Annotated in this window: 15 protein-coding genes; 3 read left to right on the top strand and 12 right to left on the bottom strand. The window is 57.4% G+C overall.

The features are described from left to right. Nucleotides 1–48 precede the first annotated feature (48 nt). The 8 genes from ACJBF3_RS24145 to ACJBF3_RS24110 all read right to left on the bottom strand — a co-directional run bounded on the left by ACJBF3_RS24145 (nt 49) and on the right by ACJBF3_RS24110 (nt 5,241). Complete coding sequence (locus ACJBF3_RS24145) at nt 49–345, bottom strand: YqjK-like family protein (RefSeq protein WP_032642285.1); 297 nt, start codon at nt 343–345, stop codon at nt 49–51. Next, a complete protein-coding gene (locus ACJBF3_RS24140) occupies nt 342–740 on the bottom strand; it encodes a phage holin family protein (RefSeq protein WP_025759867.1) in 399 nt (132 codons plus the stop codon). Before ACJBF3_RS24140 ends, ACJBF3_RS24145 begins: the two co-directional genes overlap by 4 nt. A 1-nt stretch (nt 741) precedes the next feature. Beyond that, on the bottom strand, nt 742–1,047 hold the full coding sequence (locus tag ACJBF3_RS24135) for a YqjD family protein (protein ID WP_008503141.1): 306 nt from the start codon (nt 1,045–1,047) through the stop codon (nt 742–744). A 31-nt stretch (nt 1,048–1,078) separates the two neighbouring features. After that, a complete protein-coding gene (locus ACJBF3_RS24130) occupies nt 1,079–1,447 on the bottom strand; it encodes a DUF1090 domain-containing protein (protein WP_045330841.1) in 369 nt (122 codons plus the stop codon). Nucleotides 1,448–1,590: 143 nt separating this feature from the next. Next, complete coding sequence (mzrA, locus tag ACJBF3_RS24125) at nt 1,591–1,974, bottom strand: EnvZ/OmpR regulon moderator MzrA (RefSeq protein WP_045330843.1); 384 nt, start codon at nt 1,972–1,974, stop codon at nt 1,591–1,593. A 2-nt stretch (nt 1,975–1,976) separates the two neighbouring features. Next, nucleotides 1,977–2,639 (bottom strand): DedA family general envelope maintenance protein YqjA, encoded by a 663-nt coding sequence (gene yqjA / locus ACJBF3_RS24120; protein ID WP_045330845.1) that lies wholly within the window; start codon nt 2,637–2,639, stop codon nt 1,977–1,979. A gap of 344 nt (nt 2,640–2,983) precedes the next feature. After that, nucleotides 2,984–3,760, bottom strand: a complete 777-nt coding sequence (gene exuR, locus ACJBF3_RS24115; protein ID WP_045330847.1) for a transcriptional regulator ExuR — start codon at nt 3,758–3,760, stop codon at nt 2,984–2,986. 182 nt (nt 3,761–3,942) lie between these two features. Next, nucleotides 3,943–5,241: an MFS transporter gene (locus ACJBF3_RS24110; protein WP_045330851.1), complete on the bottom strand. Its 1,299-nt coding sequence runs from the start codon at nt 5,239–5,241 to the stop codon at nt 3,943–3,945. 476 nt (nt 5,242–5,717) lie between these two features. Here ACJBF3_RS24110 and uxaC point away from each other — a divergent pair, with 476 nt between their 5' ends. Beyond that, on the top strand, nt 5,718–7,130 hold the full coding sequence (uxaC, locus tag ACJBF3_RS24105; protein WP_045330853.1) for a glucuronate isomerase: 1,413 nt from the start codon (nt 5,718–5,720) through the stop codon (nt 7,128–7,130). A gap of 17 nt (nt 7,131–7,147) precedes the next feature. Further along, nucleotides 7,148–8,635, top strand: a complete 1,488-nt coding sequence (locus ACJBF3_RS24100; RefSeq protein WP_045330856.1) for a UxaA family hydrolase — start codon at nt 7,148–7,150, stop codon at nt 8,633–8,635. Nucleotides 8,636–8,719: 84 nt separating this feature from the next. Here the strand turns inward: ACJBF3_RS24100 and sstT are convergent, their stop codons facing one another. The 4 genes from sstT to ACJBF3_RS24080 form a co-directional block, all read right to left on the bottom strand. Beyond that, nucleotides 8,720–9,961 (bottom strand): serine/threonine transporter SstT, encoded by a 1,242-nt coding sequence (sstT, locus tag ACJBF3_RS24095; protein ID WP_045330858.1) that lies wholly within the window; start codon nt 9,959–9,961, stop codon nt 8,720–8,722. A 255-nt stretch (nt 9,962–10,216) separates the two neighbouring features. Then, nucleotides 10,217–11,182 (bottom strand): TerC family protein, encoded by a 966-nt coding sequence (locus tag ACJBF3_RS24090; protein WP_045330861.1) that lies wholly within the window; start codon nt 11,180–11,182, stop codon nt 10,217–10,219. 252 nt (nt 11,183–11,434) lie between these two features. Continuing rightward, the gene (locus ACJBF3_RS24085; protein ID WP_045330864.1) at nt 11,435–12,433 is read right to left on the bottom strand and encodes a Gfo/Idh/MocA family protein; all 999 of its coding nucleotides are present in this window, start codon (nt 12,431–12,433) and stop codon (nt 11,435–11,437) included. A 70-nt stretch (nt 12,434–12,503) separates the two neighbouring features. Next, nucleotides 12,504–13,007, bottom strand: coding sequence for a YgjP-like metallopeptidase domain-containing protein (locus ACJBF3_RS24080; protein ID WP_045330867.1), 504 nt, complete (start codon nt 13,005–13,007; stop codon nt 12,504–12,506). Nucleotides 13,008–13,090: 83 nt separating this feature from the next. Between ACJBF3_RS24080 and rlmG the strand changes: the two genes are divergently transcribed. Continuing rightward, nucleotides 13,091–14,227, top strand: a complete 1,137-nt coding sequence (gene rlmG, locus ACJBF3_RS24075) for a 23S rRNA (guanine(1835)-N(2))-methyltransferase RlmG (protein ID WP_045330869.1) — start codon at nt 13,091–13,093, stop codon at nt 14,225–14,227. Nucleotides 14,228–14,316: the final 89 nt, after the last annotated feature.

The raw sequence follows: 14,316 nt of genomic DNA, 5'->3' as shown, positions 1-14,316 counted from the left end.
ACGGTCAATCCGTAGGCCGGGTAAGCGCAGCGCCACCCGGCGAGAAGGCTACCGCAGCTGCTGCTGTCGAATCGTGGATTTCACCAGCCGCCAGGCGCTCCAGGCACCAAAACCGCGGCGCGCCCAGCGGATGAGCATATTCGGATGACGAACGGACCAGATGGCCATTACGCTGCTGCCGACCAGTGCCCATGAGCGCAGGCTCAGGACGGTATTCCAGCCCCGGTCAAACCGTCGCGTCGCGTCAATCCAGTCGCGGCGGCTGGCAGACAGATCCAGCCGCTGCTGCTGGATCTGGCTCAGCAGGTACGCTTTTCGCTTTTGACGTTCGGCTTTACCGCTCACGGCTTGTCATCCTCCAGCAGGGCGCGATCGTTCGCCAGCTCCTGACGCGTATGGCGCAGGAAAGTGGACTGGCGCGCTTTACGCAGCGTCCAGATACCGCCTATCAAGGCTGCGACCAGCAGAACGACGGTGGTGGCAATCATTGCGTTAAGGCGATACTGCGGGTCAATGGCCCAGATGATTAACACCATCAGGCTCATCAAACCAAACGCGGCGAAGAGCATGGTCAGCCCGAGCATCAGCAGCATCTGGAAGAGGTTCGCTTTCTCCTCTTCCAGCTCGACCACTGCCAGCCGGACGCGCGTTTCGGCAATCCCGACCAGCGTCGTTAAGATACGCTGGCCGATGCCGAGGACGTTGTTAGCAGGCCCTTGTGCGTGACGAGGATCTTCCATATCAGCGACGCGTCAGCAGGACACCCAGTACCACACCCACTGCGGCACCAATCCCTACACCCGTCCATGGATTATCACGCACGTACTCGTCCGCGCGCGCAGCCGCTTCGCGGGTCTGTTTCGCCAGCGCATCACCGGTTTCGCCCAGGCGATAGCGGCTCTCCTTCAGCGCCTGCTCCGCCTTGCTGCGCAGCTTGCTGACCTCTTCTTTTGACTTGTCAGCCGAGGAGTTCAGCACCTCTTCAAGGGTATCGGCCAGGGATTTCAGTTCAGCGCGCAGATGTTCAGACGTCGTATCTTTTGACATGATTCTCTCTCCTGTTGAGATTTCCGTTAACTCAATAATCGCGAGCTTCCAGCGCTTTCAGGTCGTCCTGCGCTTCTTTCAGCTTCCTCTCGCGCTTAGCAATTTTTTCCGCATCCCCTTTCTCTTTCGCTTCCTGCAGGTCGCGACGGCGCTCGGCTATCTCGTCCTTCTGTTCAGCGATTTTCTTCTGGCGATCGGCACGCAGCTTGCTGTCTGAACAGTTCGCTTTCACTTCGCTCAGCGCTTTTTTGAGACCATCAACACGGTGCTGATTGTTATGCTTTTCGGCATAGCCGATCTCACGCTGAATATCCTGTTCTTTCTCCTGACAGAGAGAGTTGGCGAAGGATGCTGTGCTTAAAGAAAAAAGGGCCAGAGCCAGAGTCATGCGGAATTTCATTATCGAAACCTTCCATTGTGTTGCGGTATCAGCCGCTATCCAAAGTTATGCGGAGTACATTCGAGGGGTGCTCCGCGTACTTAAGCATAGTAAGTAAACGGGGGAATCACCAAAGTGAGTGAAAAGATTCGGAATCCTGGAAGTTATCCAAACCGATGCGACGTATCGCGAATCAATGAGAGCCAGGCTGCAGGCTGGCTCTCATCTTCCTGCTGAGCAATGATATACCCGTGCGGCAGCGTGCGGTCGAGAACCACTTTCGCGGCGGCACTTTGCGCACGGGAATCAAACTTAATCAGTAAAACATCGTCCTGCGGGGTGATGCTCTTAAAGCGGATCCCGTTCGCGTCCAGATGATGCCAGACGGAAAAACCGTCAGGCACGCTGGCACCCTGATTTACCGGGCGGATCGCCAGCGTTGACTCCTGGTGCGACAGCGCGCGCCATGCCAGCAGCAGGGCGCTGAGCACGACCAGCGTAATCACGGCAAAGGCAAAGCGGCGCAGAGCGAGCGGGGAGATAACCATCGTCAGCCTTTGGCTCCGTATTTCTTTTTCCACAGGACAATCAGGGAGCCAACCAGGCCGAAGACCAGCAGCACCACAGGCAGCAGCATCAGGCAGGACATCAGCTGGTCTTCATATTTCATAAAGACCGGCGTTTTACCCAGCGCATAGCCGAGCGTCGTCAGAATAAGCACCCATAACAGGCCGCTCATCCAGTTAAAGAACTGGAAGCGCGCGCTGCTCAGGCCTGACAGGCCGGCAATGGTAGGTAACAGGGTGCGGACAAAGGCGATAAAGCGGCCAATCAGCAGCGCGGAAAGCCCGTGCTTATGGAAAAGGTGGTGTGCCCGCTGGTGATAGTGCGCAGGCAGGTGCGAGAGCCAGTTCTGGACGATTCGGGTATTGCCCAGCCATCTTCCCTGGATATAGCTCACCCAGCAGCCGAGGCTTGCGGCGACGGTCAGCAATAAAATGGTTTGTGGAAACGCCATCGCCCCTTTGGCACACAGCACGCCCACGAGCACCAGCAAACTATCGCCGGGGAGGAAGGCTGCAGGCAGCAAACCGTTCTCAAGGAACAGGATCATAAACAAGACGAAATAGAGCATGCCAATCATGGAAGGGTTGGCCAGCGTTTCAAAATCCTGCGCCCAGAGGGCATGCAGTAGTTGGGTCAAAAGTTCCATTCAGTGTTCCTGGAAATCGGTTAACGTCACGCCTGTTATCCGGGACAAACAGCACGGCGACATTGTTGTGATTTCATTATGGTCGCTCGCGGACACATTGCGGTGTGGCCAACACTGTTCCCTGTTAATTGGCTGGTTAGCAAGCACTAACTTACAAAATAAGGAATTGAATCCAATTGTAACAAAGCCCAACGTTCTGCGTCACAGAATTTGCAGGGGCGAGTTGATTTTGGCGTAAGCCCAGGATGTGAGCGAGGGGATTTACAAAGGCTGACACTATATATGTTTTGCTTACTCGTGTAAGCCGGAAGGCGCAGCGTCGCGCCTGCCAGCAGAAACGTCAGCTATTTTGCGGCACTGGACGCCGTATCGAGATGAACAACCGGATTATCGGCAAAAAGATAGCGGTCAGCGTTAAATTCGAAGTCATCGCTGGTTTCATTGAACAGCATCTGCTTGGTGTTTTCCAGGTGCTGCCACATCGCCAGCTTGGCGGCATGCGGATCTTTACGAATCAGCGCCTTAAGGATTTGATCGTGATCGTCGCACCAGTTGTCGACGGTGCGGGAATCGATATGGTCGTGCAGTTTTTTCCAGTACGGGTTGTGATGGCGCTGAGTCCACATTTTCTCAACGATTGCCGCCAGCGCCGTGTTTTGGGTTGCCAGGGCGACCTGAACGTGGAACTGCAGATCCCACTCGGAATCGCGGAAACATTTTTCCTTACGGGCGTTCTCCTGGATCTCCATCAGCTTCATGATGTCCTGCTTGGTCACCTGCGTCGCGGCAAATTCGGCAATATTGCTTTCAATCAGCTGGCGAGCCTGGAGCAGCTCAAACGGACCATAGCTGGCGAATTCCAGACTTTCGTCCGCGACGGGAGAGTGTTTCGGCAGATTGGATATGACGTGAATGCCGGAGCCTTTGCGGACCTCAACGTAGCCTTCCACTTCCAGCATGATGATCGCTTCGCGCACCACGGTGCGGCTGACGCTTTTTTCATCGGCGATGAAGCGCTCGGCGGGAAGTTTATCACCGACAAGATAGACCCCTTGCTCGATGCGATCTTTCAGCTCCGCAGCAAGTTGTTGATATAAACGACGTGGTTCGGTGATTTCCATATGCGCTCCAGGCAGGGTACGGCAGATGATTTGTTATACCACTTTTGCGTACCACTCTCCAGATTTTGCCATGAAAAAAGCCGCTACTGAGCGGCCTTTAAATGCCCGGCGGCGCTTCGCTTGCACGGGCCTACGGGTTTTGTAGGCCGGGTAAGGCGAAGCCGCCACCCGGCACAGCAACGCTAACTCTGCGTCGCGGGGCTGCCAACCGTCTCTTTTTGCAGCTCCTCGGCGGATTTGTTTTTCAGCACCGTCCAGATCACCACCGCGCCCAGCAGGTCGAAGATGGCCAGCACGGCGAACAGCGGGCTAAAGCCGATGGTATCCGCCAGCGCGCCGACCACCAGGGCGAACATCGTGCTCGCGGTCCACGCCGCCATCCCGGTCAGGCCGTTAGCGGTCGCCACTTCGTTACGCCCAAAGACGTCAGACGAGAGCGTAATCAGCGCGCCGGACAGGGACTGGTGCGCAAATCCACCGATGCACAGCAGGGCAATGGCCACATACGGGCTGGTGAACAGGCCGATCATCCCCGGACCAATCATCAGCAGCGCGCCCATGGTCACCACCATCTTACGGGAAACAATCAGGTTCACACCAAACCAGCGCTGGAACAGCGGTGGCAGGTAGCCGCCGACGATACAGCCCAGATCCGCGAACAGCATAGGCATCCAGGCGAACATCGCGATCTCTTTCAGGTTAAAGCCGTAGACCTTAAACATGAACAGGGGGATCCACGCGTTGAAGGTACCCCAGGCCGGTTCAGCCAGGAAGCGCGGCAGGGCGATACCCCAGAACTGACGGGTTCCCAGGATCTGCCAGACGGACATTTTCTTGCCGTTATTGACCTGATGCTGCGCTTCCTGACCGCCAATAATGTATTCGCGCTCTTCTTCAGAAAGTTTTTTCTGGTCGCGCGGATGCTTGTAGAAAATCAGCCACGCCATGGCCCACGCGAAGCTCAGCACGCCTGAGATAATGAACGCCAGCTGCCAGCTGTGCATCACGATAGCCCACACCACCAGCGGCGGCGCAATCATCGCGCCAATCGACGAGCCTACGTTGAAGTAGCCGACGGCAATGGAGCGCTCTTTTGCCGGGAACCATTCGGAGCTGGCCTTCAGCCCTGCGGGGATCATCGCGGCTTCGGCGGCGCCAACTGCACCACGCGCCAGCGCGAGCCCGCCCCAGCTGCCTGCCAGCGCCGTGGCGCCACAGAAAATAGCCCAGGTCACGGCGAAGAAGGCATAGCCGATTTTGGTGCCTAAAATATCCAGAACATAGCCAGCTACCGGCTGCATGATGGTATAGGCCGCGGAGTAGGCCGCAATGATGTAGGAATATTGCTGGGTCGAAATGTGCAGCTCTTCCATTAGCGTAGGCGCAGCCGCCGCTATGGTGTTACGCGTCAGGTAGCCAAGCACGGTGCCTAACGTCACCAGTGCGATCATATACCAACGTAACCCTTTAATTTTACGCATCTAAAACCTCATCGTTATGTTATGTCCGCGCCTGGGCGCGGCAACCTCTCGACCGTTTCCGGGAGCAGTTGTGTAACGGGAGGGGCGTAGCCGGGAGCATGTCCCGGAACGGCCCGAACCTTGCCATAAGTAAGCGTGCATAAGTCGGTATCCGTACCGTTAAACCCGATGTCTCAAACACCGGTAATGCATTCCGTCGGCTTATAGTTTGCGACGGCGAAAAGATAACTTGTCATACAACTTTAAAAGGTGAGTGATATCACAAATGTATGATTCTTTGTGGGGACATTCATTGTCGCGGACAAAGCCAGTAATGGCGCGGGATGCAGAACGGTTTGCTCAAGTGAGGGGAAATTATTTGTTGGCGTTTATTGATCTCACTCACGAAAAAAGCTTCGGTCGATGGGAATTGGTGTGATAACTTTGCAGCATATGAACATACGCTTTCTGACGCTCCCGTAACGAGGATGACGATAATGACGCCGTTTATGACCGACGATTTTCTGTTAGATACCGAATTTGCTCGCCGCCTGTACCATGACTACGCCAAAGACCAGCCGATTTTCGACTACCACTGCCATTTGCCGCCGCAGCAGGTTGCCGAAAATTACCGTTTCAAAAACCTGTATGACATCTGGCTGAAGGGTGACCACTATAAATGGCGTGCCATGCGCACCAACGGCGTCGCGGAGCGCCTGTGTACCGGCGATGCAACCGACCGCGAGAAGTTTGACGCCTGGGCGGCGACCGTTCCGCACACCATCGGCAACCCGCTCTACCACTGGACGCACCTTGAGCTGCGCCGTCCGTTCGGCATCACCGGTAAACTGCTCTCCCCAACGACCGCCGATGAAATCTGGGATCGCTGCAATGCGCTGCTGGCGCAGGAGGACTTCTCCGCGCGCGGCATCATGAAGCAGATGAACGTGAAGATGGTAGGCACCACCGACGATCCGATTGACTCTCTGGAGCATCATGCCGTTATCGCCAGCGATACCTCTTTTGATATCAAAGTGCTGCCTAGCTGGCGCCCGGACAAAGCCTTCAACATTGAGCAGGCCACGTTTAACGACTACATGGCAAAGCTGGCAGAAGTGTCGGATACCGATATCCGCCGTTTCGCTGACCTGCAAACCGCGCTGACCAAACGTCTGGATCACTTCGCGGCGCACGGCTGTAAAGTCTCTGACCACGCGCTGGACGTGGTGCTGTTCGCGGAATCAAACGAGGCCGAGCTGGACAGCATCCTGGCGCGTCGCCTGTCCGGCGAATCGCTCAGCGAGCACGACGTGGCGCAGTTCAAAACGGCGGTGCTGGTGTTCCTCGGTGCGGAATACGCCCGTCGCGGCTGGGTGCAGCAGTACCACATCGGTGCGCTGCGCAATAACAACCAGCGTCAGTTTAAGCTGCTGGGCGCGGACGTTGGCTTCGACTCCATCAACGATCGTCCGCTGGCGGAAGAGCTGTCCAAACTGCTGAGCAAACAGAACGAACAAAACCTGCTGCCAAAAACCATCCTGTACTGCCTGAACCCGCGCGATAACGAAGTGCTGGGTACCATGGTCGGCAACTTCCAGGGCGAAGGGATGCCGGGCAAAATGCAGTTCGGTTCCGGCTGGTGGTTTAACGACCAGAAAGACGGCATGGAGCGTCAGATGACGCAGCTCGCGCAGCTGGGCCTGCTGAGCCGGTTTGTCGGCATGCTGACCGACAGCCGCAGCTTCCTGTCCTATACCCGTCATGAATATTTCCGCCGCATTTTGTGCCAGATGATTGGCCGCTGGGTGCACGCAGGCGAAGCGCCAGCGGATATCCAGCTGCTGGGCGACATGGTGAGAAACATCTGCTTTAACAATGCGCGTGACTACTTCGCCATTGAACTGAACTAGGGCCGTTTGAGGTTGATATGCAATACATCAAAATCCATTCGCTGGATAACGTCGCCGTCGCGCTGACGGATCTGGGTGAAGGCGACGTGGTGACCGTTGATAACCAGAGCATCACCCTGCGTCAGGCGATCGTTCGCGGACACAAGTTTGCCGTGAAGCCTGTCGCCAAAGGGGAGAACGTCGTTAAGTACGGCCTTCCGATTGGGCATGCGCTGGCGGATATCGAGCCGGGTGAACATATCCATTCCCACAATACCCGCACCAACCTGAGCGATCTGGACGAGTACAACTATCAACCTGATTTACCGGCGGAAGAGAGCCAGGCAGCGGATCGAGAGGTGCAGATTTACCGCCGCGCCAACGGCGAGGTGGGGATCCGCAACGAGCTGTGGATCCTCCCGACCGTCGGCTGCGTCAACGGGATTGCGCGTCAGATCCAGACGCGTTTTCTGAAAGAGACCAACGGTGCCGAAGGTACGGACGGGGTGCACCTCTTCAGCCATACTTACGGCTGTTCCCAACTGGGCGACGACCACATCAACACCCGCACCATGCTGCAAAACATGGTGCGCCACCCGAACGCGGGCGCGGTGCTGGTGATTGGCCTGGGCTGCGAGAATAATCAGGTGGACGCCTTCCGCGACACGCTGGGCGAATTCGATCCTGAGCGCGTGCACTTTATGGTGTGTCAGCACCAGGATGACGAAGTGGAGGCGGGCCTGGAGCATCTGCACCAGCTGTACGAGGTGATGCGCCACGACAGGCGCGAGCCGGGCAAGCTGAGCGAGCTGAAGTTTGGGCTGGAGTGCGGCGGGTCCGATGGCCTCTCCGGCATTACCGCTAACCCGATGCTCGGCCGCTTCTCGGACTACGTGATTGCCAACGGCGGCACGACGGTGCTGACCGAGGTGCCGGAGATGTTCGGCGCGGAACGTATTCTGATGAGCCACTGCCGCGACGAAGCGACGTTTGAGAAGACCGTTACCATGGTGAACGACTTCAAGCAGTACTTCATTGCCCACAATCAGCCGATTTATGAGAACCCGTCGCCGGGTAACAAAGCGGGCGGGATCACTACGCTGGAAGAGAAATCCCTGGGCTGCACCCAGAAAGCGGGCGCGAGCCAGGTGGTTGACGTGCTGCGCTACGGCGAGCGTCTTAAAATCCACGGTCTGAACCTGCTGAGCGCACCGGGCAACGATGCGGTCGCCACCAGCGCGCTGGCCGGAGCCGGCTGCCATATGGTGCTGTTCAGCACAGGGCGCGGGACGCCCTACGGCGGGTTTGTGCCGACGGTAAAAATCGCCACCAACAGCGAGCTGGCGGCGAAGAAAAAGCACTGGATCGACTTTGATGCCGGGCAGCTTATCCACGGCAAGGCGATGCCGCAGCTGCTGACGGAGTTCGTGGACGCTATCGTGGAATTTGCCAGCGGCAGGCATACCTGCAACGAGAAGAACGACTTCCGCGAACTGGCGATCTTTAAGAGTGGTGTGACGCTTTAAGTTCTTTGTCGGGTGGCGCTACGCTTACCCGACCTACTAAACCTGTAGGCCCGGTCAGGCGTAGCCGCCACCGGGCTTTTATTTTTATCCGCGCAGAGCATTCTTCGCTAAACGCGCGTCTTCCGCCTGGCACACCGCAGCGGTGAACATCACGTCGGTGGAGGAGTTAATCGCCGTCTCGCAGGAGTCCTGCAGTACGCCAATGATAAAGCCTACCGCAACCACCTGCATGGCGATCTCGTTCGGGATACCGAACATATTACACGCCAGCGGGATCAACAGCAGCGAGCCGCCCGCCACGCCGGAGGCGCCACACGCGCAAAGAGATGCCACCACGCTCAGCAGCAGCGCCGTCGGCAGATCCACCGGAATACCCAGCGTATGCACCGCGGCAAGCGTCAGCACGGTGATGGTGATGGCCGCCCCCGCCATATTGACGGTCGCACCCAGCGGGATTGAGACGGAATAGGTATCTCGGTCCAGATTGAGCTTTTCGCACAGCGACATATTGACCGGAATATTTGCCGCCGAGCTGCGGGTGAAGAAGGCGGTCACGCCGCTTTCGCGCAGGCACATCAGCACCAGCGGGTACGGGTTACGACGGGTCTGCAGAAACACCAGCAGCGGGTTAATCACCAGTGCTACGACGGCCATACAGCCAACCAGCACCAGCAGCAGCTGCGCATAGCCCCAGAGCGCGCCGAAACCGGTGGTTGCCAGCGTAGATGCCACAAGGCCAAAAATACCTATTGGCGCAAAGCGGATGACTACGGTCACGATAAACGTCACGGCGTGAGAAAGGTCGTTAACCAGGTTTTTGGTCGTGTCGTTGCTGTGGCGCAGAGCGAAGCCCAGGCCGACGGCCCACACCAGAATGCCGATGTAGTTGGCGTTAATCAGCGCATGGATCGGGTTGGCGACAATGCTCATCAGCAGGCCGTGCATCACCTCAACAATGCCCGCAGGTGGGGTAATGTCGGTTGCGCCGGTGGTTAACTGCAGCGTTGACGGGAAGATAAAGCTCACGACAACCGCCGTCAGCGCGGCTGAGAACGTACCCAGCAGATACATCCACAGAATCGGGCGAATATTGGTTTTCTGCCCCTGCTGATGGTTGGCGATTGAGGCCATCACCAGGGTCAAAACCAGAACCGGCGCGACCGCTTTTAACGCGCCGACGAACAGTGTGCCGAGCAGGCCAGTGGCCTCGGCGGCAGGTTTTGAGATCAGTGCCAGCGCGACGCCGAGCACCAGCCCAACCAGTATTTGCTTAACAAGGCTGCCGCGCGACAGGCGCGCAAACAGGCCCGATGAGGATATCGTCATGAGTGTTCCTTAAGTGAAATTGCGTTCCATCCCGGCTGTGCTCTTAGTCACATTTATGTCCGGATGTAAGTAAATGTTTGCCTGGTCGAGTATAGGGAAAGTGTCTGCGGAGGGAAGCGTAAAATGCTGGATTTTACGTGTTGCGTCATGTTTTTTAACTATTGATTAACGTGGGTGCCGGGTGGCGCTGCGCTTACCCGGCCTGCGGGATGAAGTTGTAGGCCCGGTAAGCGCAGCGCCACCGGGCAAAACGCACTACACCTGCTGCTTCTTATCGTGCTGGCGGTTAACCCAGGTATTGATAATCAGCGTCACGATCAGAATGCCAAACACCACGCCGAGCGAGATAGCGATCGGGATATGGTAGAAATCGACGATCAGCATCTTGATACCGATAAACACCAGGATCACCGACAGGCCGTACTTCAGCATCGAGAAGCGCTCCGCCGCGCCCGCCAGCAGGAAGTACATCGCACGCAGGCCGAGGATCGCGAACAGGTTAGAGGTCAGCACGATGAACGGATCGGTGGTCACCGCGAAGATCGCCGGGATGCTGTCTACCGCGAAGATCACGTCGCTCAGCTCGACCAGAATCAGCACCAGCAGCAGCGGCGTGGCAAACAGCAGGCCGTTCTTGCGCACGAAGAAGTGCTCGCTCTCAATCTTATCCGTCATGCGCAGATGACCGCGGATCCACTTCACCAGCGGCTTCTCGCCAATACCGGTTTCATCTTCTTTCGCCAGCGCCATTTTGACCCCGGTGAACAGCAGGAACGCGCCGAAGACGTAGAGCAGCCATTCGAACTGGGTAATCAGCCAACTGCCGGCGAAGATCATAATGGTACGCAGGATAATTGCGCCCAGTACGCCATACACCAGCACGCGGCGCTGCAGCGACGCAGGCACGGCAAAGTAGCTGAACAGCATCAGCCAGACGAAGACGTTATCAACGGCGAGGGCTTTTTCAATCAGATAGCCGGTGAGGAAGGCGAGCGCCTGAGGATCGGCCACCGCCCGGCCTTCGGTCGAGGCCAGATACCACCAGAATGCCGCGCAGAAGAGCAGGGAGAGCGTGACCCATACCAGAGACCAGACGGCGGCCTGCTTCATGGTCATGCCGTGCTCGCCGCGACGCCCCTGCAAAAAGAGATCGATCGCCAGCATGATGAGCACGACAACCGCGAATCCGCCCCACAACATGGGAGTGCCGACAGAATGCATACTATTTTCCTTACACATAAAAAAACAAAAACGGCTATGGTCAGAAGACGATAGCCGTTAGCTTTTTATGCATAGACCTCGCCTTCCGGCAAGGTCTCACTTACAACCACGAGGGTTGCCCGGCGACCGGATGCGGTATTGCACGCATCGTAATGACGATCCACCGGCGAAGAAGTTACTCCCCTTTGCAGGTAACAAAATATGTCAGGCCATTGGTTTCGTCAATGGTCTGCGCCGTTTCATTACACAGCTTTACGCGATAGCTTCCGTGCTCACGCCGTCCGCCGGGAAGACCACGCCGGTCTGACGGCGGATCTCCGTCTGCAGCTTCGCCGTGGTGCGGCTCACCGCGAGGCCGGGGTGATTCACTTCGTTGTCTTCCACCAGGCGGGCGAAGACCTCTGCCTCATAGAGCATAGTGTTGATATGCTGAGGCTGCGTCAGCTCCTGAGCTTTGCCGCCGCGCGGCACAAAGCTCACCTTCTGACACTCGGAGATCTTCTCGATCACCAGCGACCCGGCTTCGCCCTGAATTTCGCTCGGCAGCACGGAATCGCTTACCTTGGAGTGCTGCAGCGTGACGCTGAAATCGCCGTAATCCAGCACCGCGAGCCCGTGGGCATCCACCCCGCTTTCCAGCAGGCTGGCGGTGGCCGTCACGCCGTGCGGCTCGCCCCACAGCGCGATTGCGGAGGCCAGGCAGTAAAAACCGATATCCATAATCGAGCCGTTCGAGAAGGCCGGGTTAAAGGTGTTGGGGTTTTCGCCGTCGAGATAGCGCTGATAGCGCGACGAGTACTGGCAGTAGTTGATAAAGGCTTTACGCACTTTGCCAACCTTCGGCAGCGACTGCTGCAGCAGCAGGAAGTTCGGCAGGCTGGCGGTCTTGAACGCTTCGAACAGCACCACCTGGTTTTCGCGGGCGAGCGCGATGGCGGCTTCCACTTCCTGGATATTCGACGCCAGCGGCTTCTCGCAGATCACATGCTTTTTATGGCTGAGGAACAGCTTCGTTTGCGGGAAGTGCAGGGAGTTCGGGCTGGCGATATAGACCGCGTCAATGGCGTCGCTTTGCGCCATCTCATCCAGCGAGGTGAAGAGATGCTCGACGAGGTAATCGTTGGCAAAACTCTGCGCCTGCTCAAGGCTGCGGGAATAGACTGCGGTAAGTTTCAGTTTGCCGGTTTCGTGGGCGGCGTCGACGAACTGGCGCGTGATCCAGTTCGTTCCAATGACTGCGAAACGTATCATAAACGTTTACGTACTCCGTAGCGGGGAACCTTTAGCCACTGTAGCACGTCATCATGACAATTCGCGTGCGCTATTCCGCATTACTCTTTAACGATAAATGCGTCAGCCACAGCCGGGTATCAAACTCCAGCTGGTGGTACTGCGGCTCCATGTGGCAGCACAGGGAATAGAACGCTTTGTCGTGCTCTTTCTCTTTCAGGTGCGCCAGCTCGTGGACCACGATCATCCGCAGAAAGGCTTCCGGCGCGTTACGGAAAACGGTCGCGACGCGGATTTCGGCCTTCGCCTTCAGCTTGCCGCCCTGCACGCGGGAAATCGCCGTGTGCAGGCCGAGCGCGTTTTTCAGCACGTGGATTTTATTGTCGTACATCACCTTGTTGATCGGCGGGGCGCTCTTCAGATACCGGCTTTTCAGATCCTGCGTATACTGCCAGAGGGCTTTATCGGTCGTGAAATCGTGCGTGCCGGGGTAGCGTTTTTCCAGCACCGCGCCCAGCTTCTGCTCGGCAATCAGGCTGCGAACCTGAGAAAGTAAATGCTCCGGATAGCCCTGGAGATAAGTAAGTTGGTTCATCAACGCCCCAAATCGACAATAAAACGGGTATACTCACGCACCCTTTTCAGGGATACGCCAAATTTTACCATTCAGGAGGGCCGATGAGCCACTTAGACAACGGTTTCCGTTCACTCAACCTTAAACGTTTCCCGGAAACGGACGACGTTAACCCGCTTCAGGCGTGGGAAGCGGCGGATGAATATCTGCTGCAGCAGTTGGATGAGACTGAAATCCGCGGCCCGGTTTTGATCCTGAATGACGCGTTTGGCGCCCTGGGCTGCGCCCTGGCGGAGCACAAACCTTACAGCATCTGCGATTCCTACCTGAGCGAGCTGGCAACGCGTGAAAACCTGCGCCATAACGATATCGACGAATCCAGCGTCAAGTTCCTCGACAGCACCGCGGAGTACCCGCAGGCGCCGGGCGTGGTGCTGATCAAAGTGCCAAAAACCATGGCGCTGCTGGAACAGCAGCTGCGCGCGCTGCGTAAGGTCGTCACGCCAGAAACCCGCATTATCGCGGGCGCCAAGGCGCGCGATATTCACACCTCAACGCTGGAGCTGTTTGAGAAGGTGCTTGGCCCAACCACCACGACGCTGGCGTGGAAAAAAGCGCGCCTGATCAACTGTACGTTCAGCGCGCCCGAGCTGGCCGACGCGCCGGAGACGCTGAGCTGGACGCTGGAAGGGACCGACTGGACCATCCACAACCACGCGAACGTCTTCTCCCGCACCGGTCTGGACATTGGCGCACGCTTCTTTATGGAACATCTGCCGGAAAATCTGGAAGGTGAGATCGTTGACCTGGGCTGCGGCAACGGCGTGATTGGCCTGACGCTGCTGGCGAAGAACCCGGAAGCCAGCGTGGTGTTCAGCGACGAATCGCCGATGGCGGTGGCGTCGAGCCGTCTGAACGTGGAAACCAACCTGCCGGACGCGCTGGACCGCTGCGAGTTTATGATCAATAACGCGCTCTCCGGCGTCGAGCCGTTCCGCTTCAACGCCGTGTTCTGTAACCCGCCGTTCCACCAGAAGCACGCCCTGACGGATAACGTCGCCTGGGAGATGTTCCACCACGCGCGCCGTTGCCTGAAAATCAACGGCGAGCTGTACATCGTGGCGAACCGCCACCTGGACTACTTCCACAAGCTGAAGAAGATTTTCGGTAACTGCGTCACCATTGCGACGAACAATAAGTTTGTGGTGCTGAAGTCGGTGAAGCTGGGACGTCGTCGTTAAGATTGTTTTGCCCGGTGGCGCTTCGCTTACCGGGCCTACAATGGCCTCGGACCCGTAGGCCGGGCAAGCGCAGCGCCGCCCGGCAATGT

Origin of the sequence: Enterobacter sp. PP-008-ECC_S150, from assembly GCF_045257065.1 — a bacterium.
Taxonomy (GTDB): Bacteria; Pseudomonadota; Gammaproteobacteria; order Enterobacterales; family Enterobacteriaceae; genus Enterobacter; species Enterobacter chengduensis.
The sequence above is the reverse complement of the archived record's forward strand: the minus strand, read 5'-3'. Positions and strand labels throughout refer to the sequence as shown.

Excerpts from the sequence above, each read along its gene's own strand:
- ACJBF3_RS24080 (WP_045330867.1), bottom strand. The coding sequence starts at position 13,007 with ATGAACCAACTTACTTATCTCCAGGGCTATCCGGAGCATTTACTTTCT.
- ACJBF3_RS24130 (WP_045330841.1), bottom strand. The coding sequence starts at position 1,447 with ATGAAATTCCGCATGACTCTGGCTCTGGCCCTTTTTTCTTTAAGCACA.
- exuR (WP_045330847.1), bottom strand. The coding sequence starts at position 3,760 with ATGGAAATCACCGAACCACGTCGTTTATATCAACAACTTGCTGCGGAG.
- sstT (WP_045330858.1), bottom strand. The coding sequence starts at position 9,961 with ATGACGATATCCTCATCGGGCCTGTTTGCGCGCCTGTCGCGCGGCAGC.
- ACJBF3_RS24100 (WP_045330856.1), top strand. The coding sequence starts at position 7,148 with ATGCAATACATCAAAATCCATTCGCTGGATAACGTCGCCGTCGCGCTG.
- ACJBF3_RS24085 (WP_045330864.1), bottom strand. The coding sequence starts at position 12,433 with ATGATACGTTTCGCAGTCATTGGAACGAACTGGATCACGCGCCAGTTC.
- yqjA (WP_045330845.1), bottom strand. The coding sequence starts at position 2,639 with ATGGAACTTTTGACCCAACTACTGCATGCCCTCTGGGCGCAGGATTTT.
- uxaC (WP_045330853.1), top strand. The coding sequence starts at position 5,718 with ATGACGCCGTTTATGACCGACGATTTTCTGTTAGATACCGAATTTGCT.
- ACJBF3_RS24090 (WP_045330861.1), bottom strand. The coding sequence starts at position 11,182 with ATGCATTCTGTCGGCACTCCCATGTTGTGGGGCGGATTCGCGGTTGTC.
- ACJBF3_RS24135 (WP_008503141.1), bottom strand. The coding sequence starts at position 1,047 with ATGTCAAAAGATACGACGTCTGAACATCTGCGCGCTGAACTGAAATCC.
- ACJBF3_RS24140 (WP_025759867.1), bottom strand. The coding sequence starts at position 740 with ATGGAAGATCCTCGTCACGCACAAGGGCCTGCTAACAACGTCCTCGGC.
- rlmG (WP_045330869.1), top strand. The coding sequence starts at position 13,091 with ATGAGCCACTTAGACAACGGTTTCCGTTCACTCAACCTTAAACGTTTC.
- ACJBF3_RS24110 (WP_045330851.1), bottom strand. The coding sequence starts at position 5,241 with ATGCGTAAAATTAAAGGGTTACGTTGGTATATGATCGCACTGGTGACG.
- mzrA (WP_045330843.1), bottom strand. The coding sequence starts at position 1,974 with ATGGTTATCTCCCCGCTCGCTCTGCGCCGCTTTGCCTTTGCCGTGATT.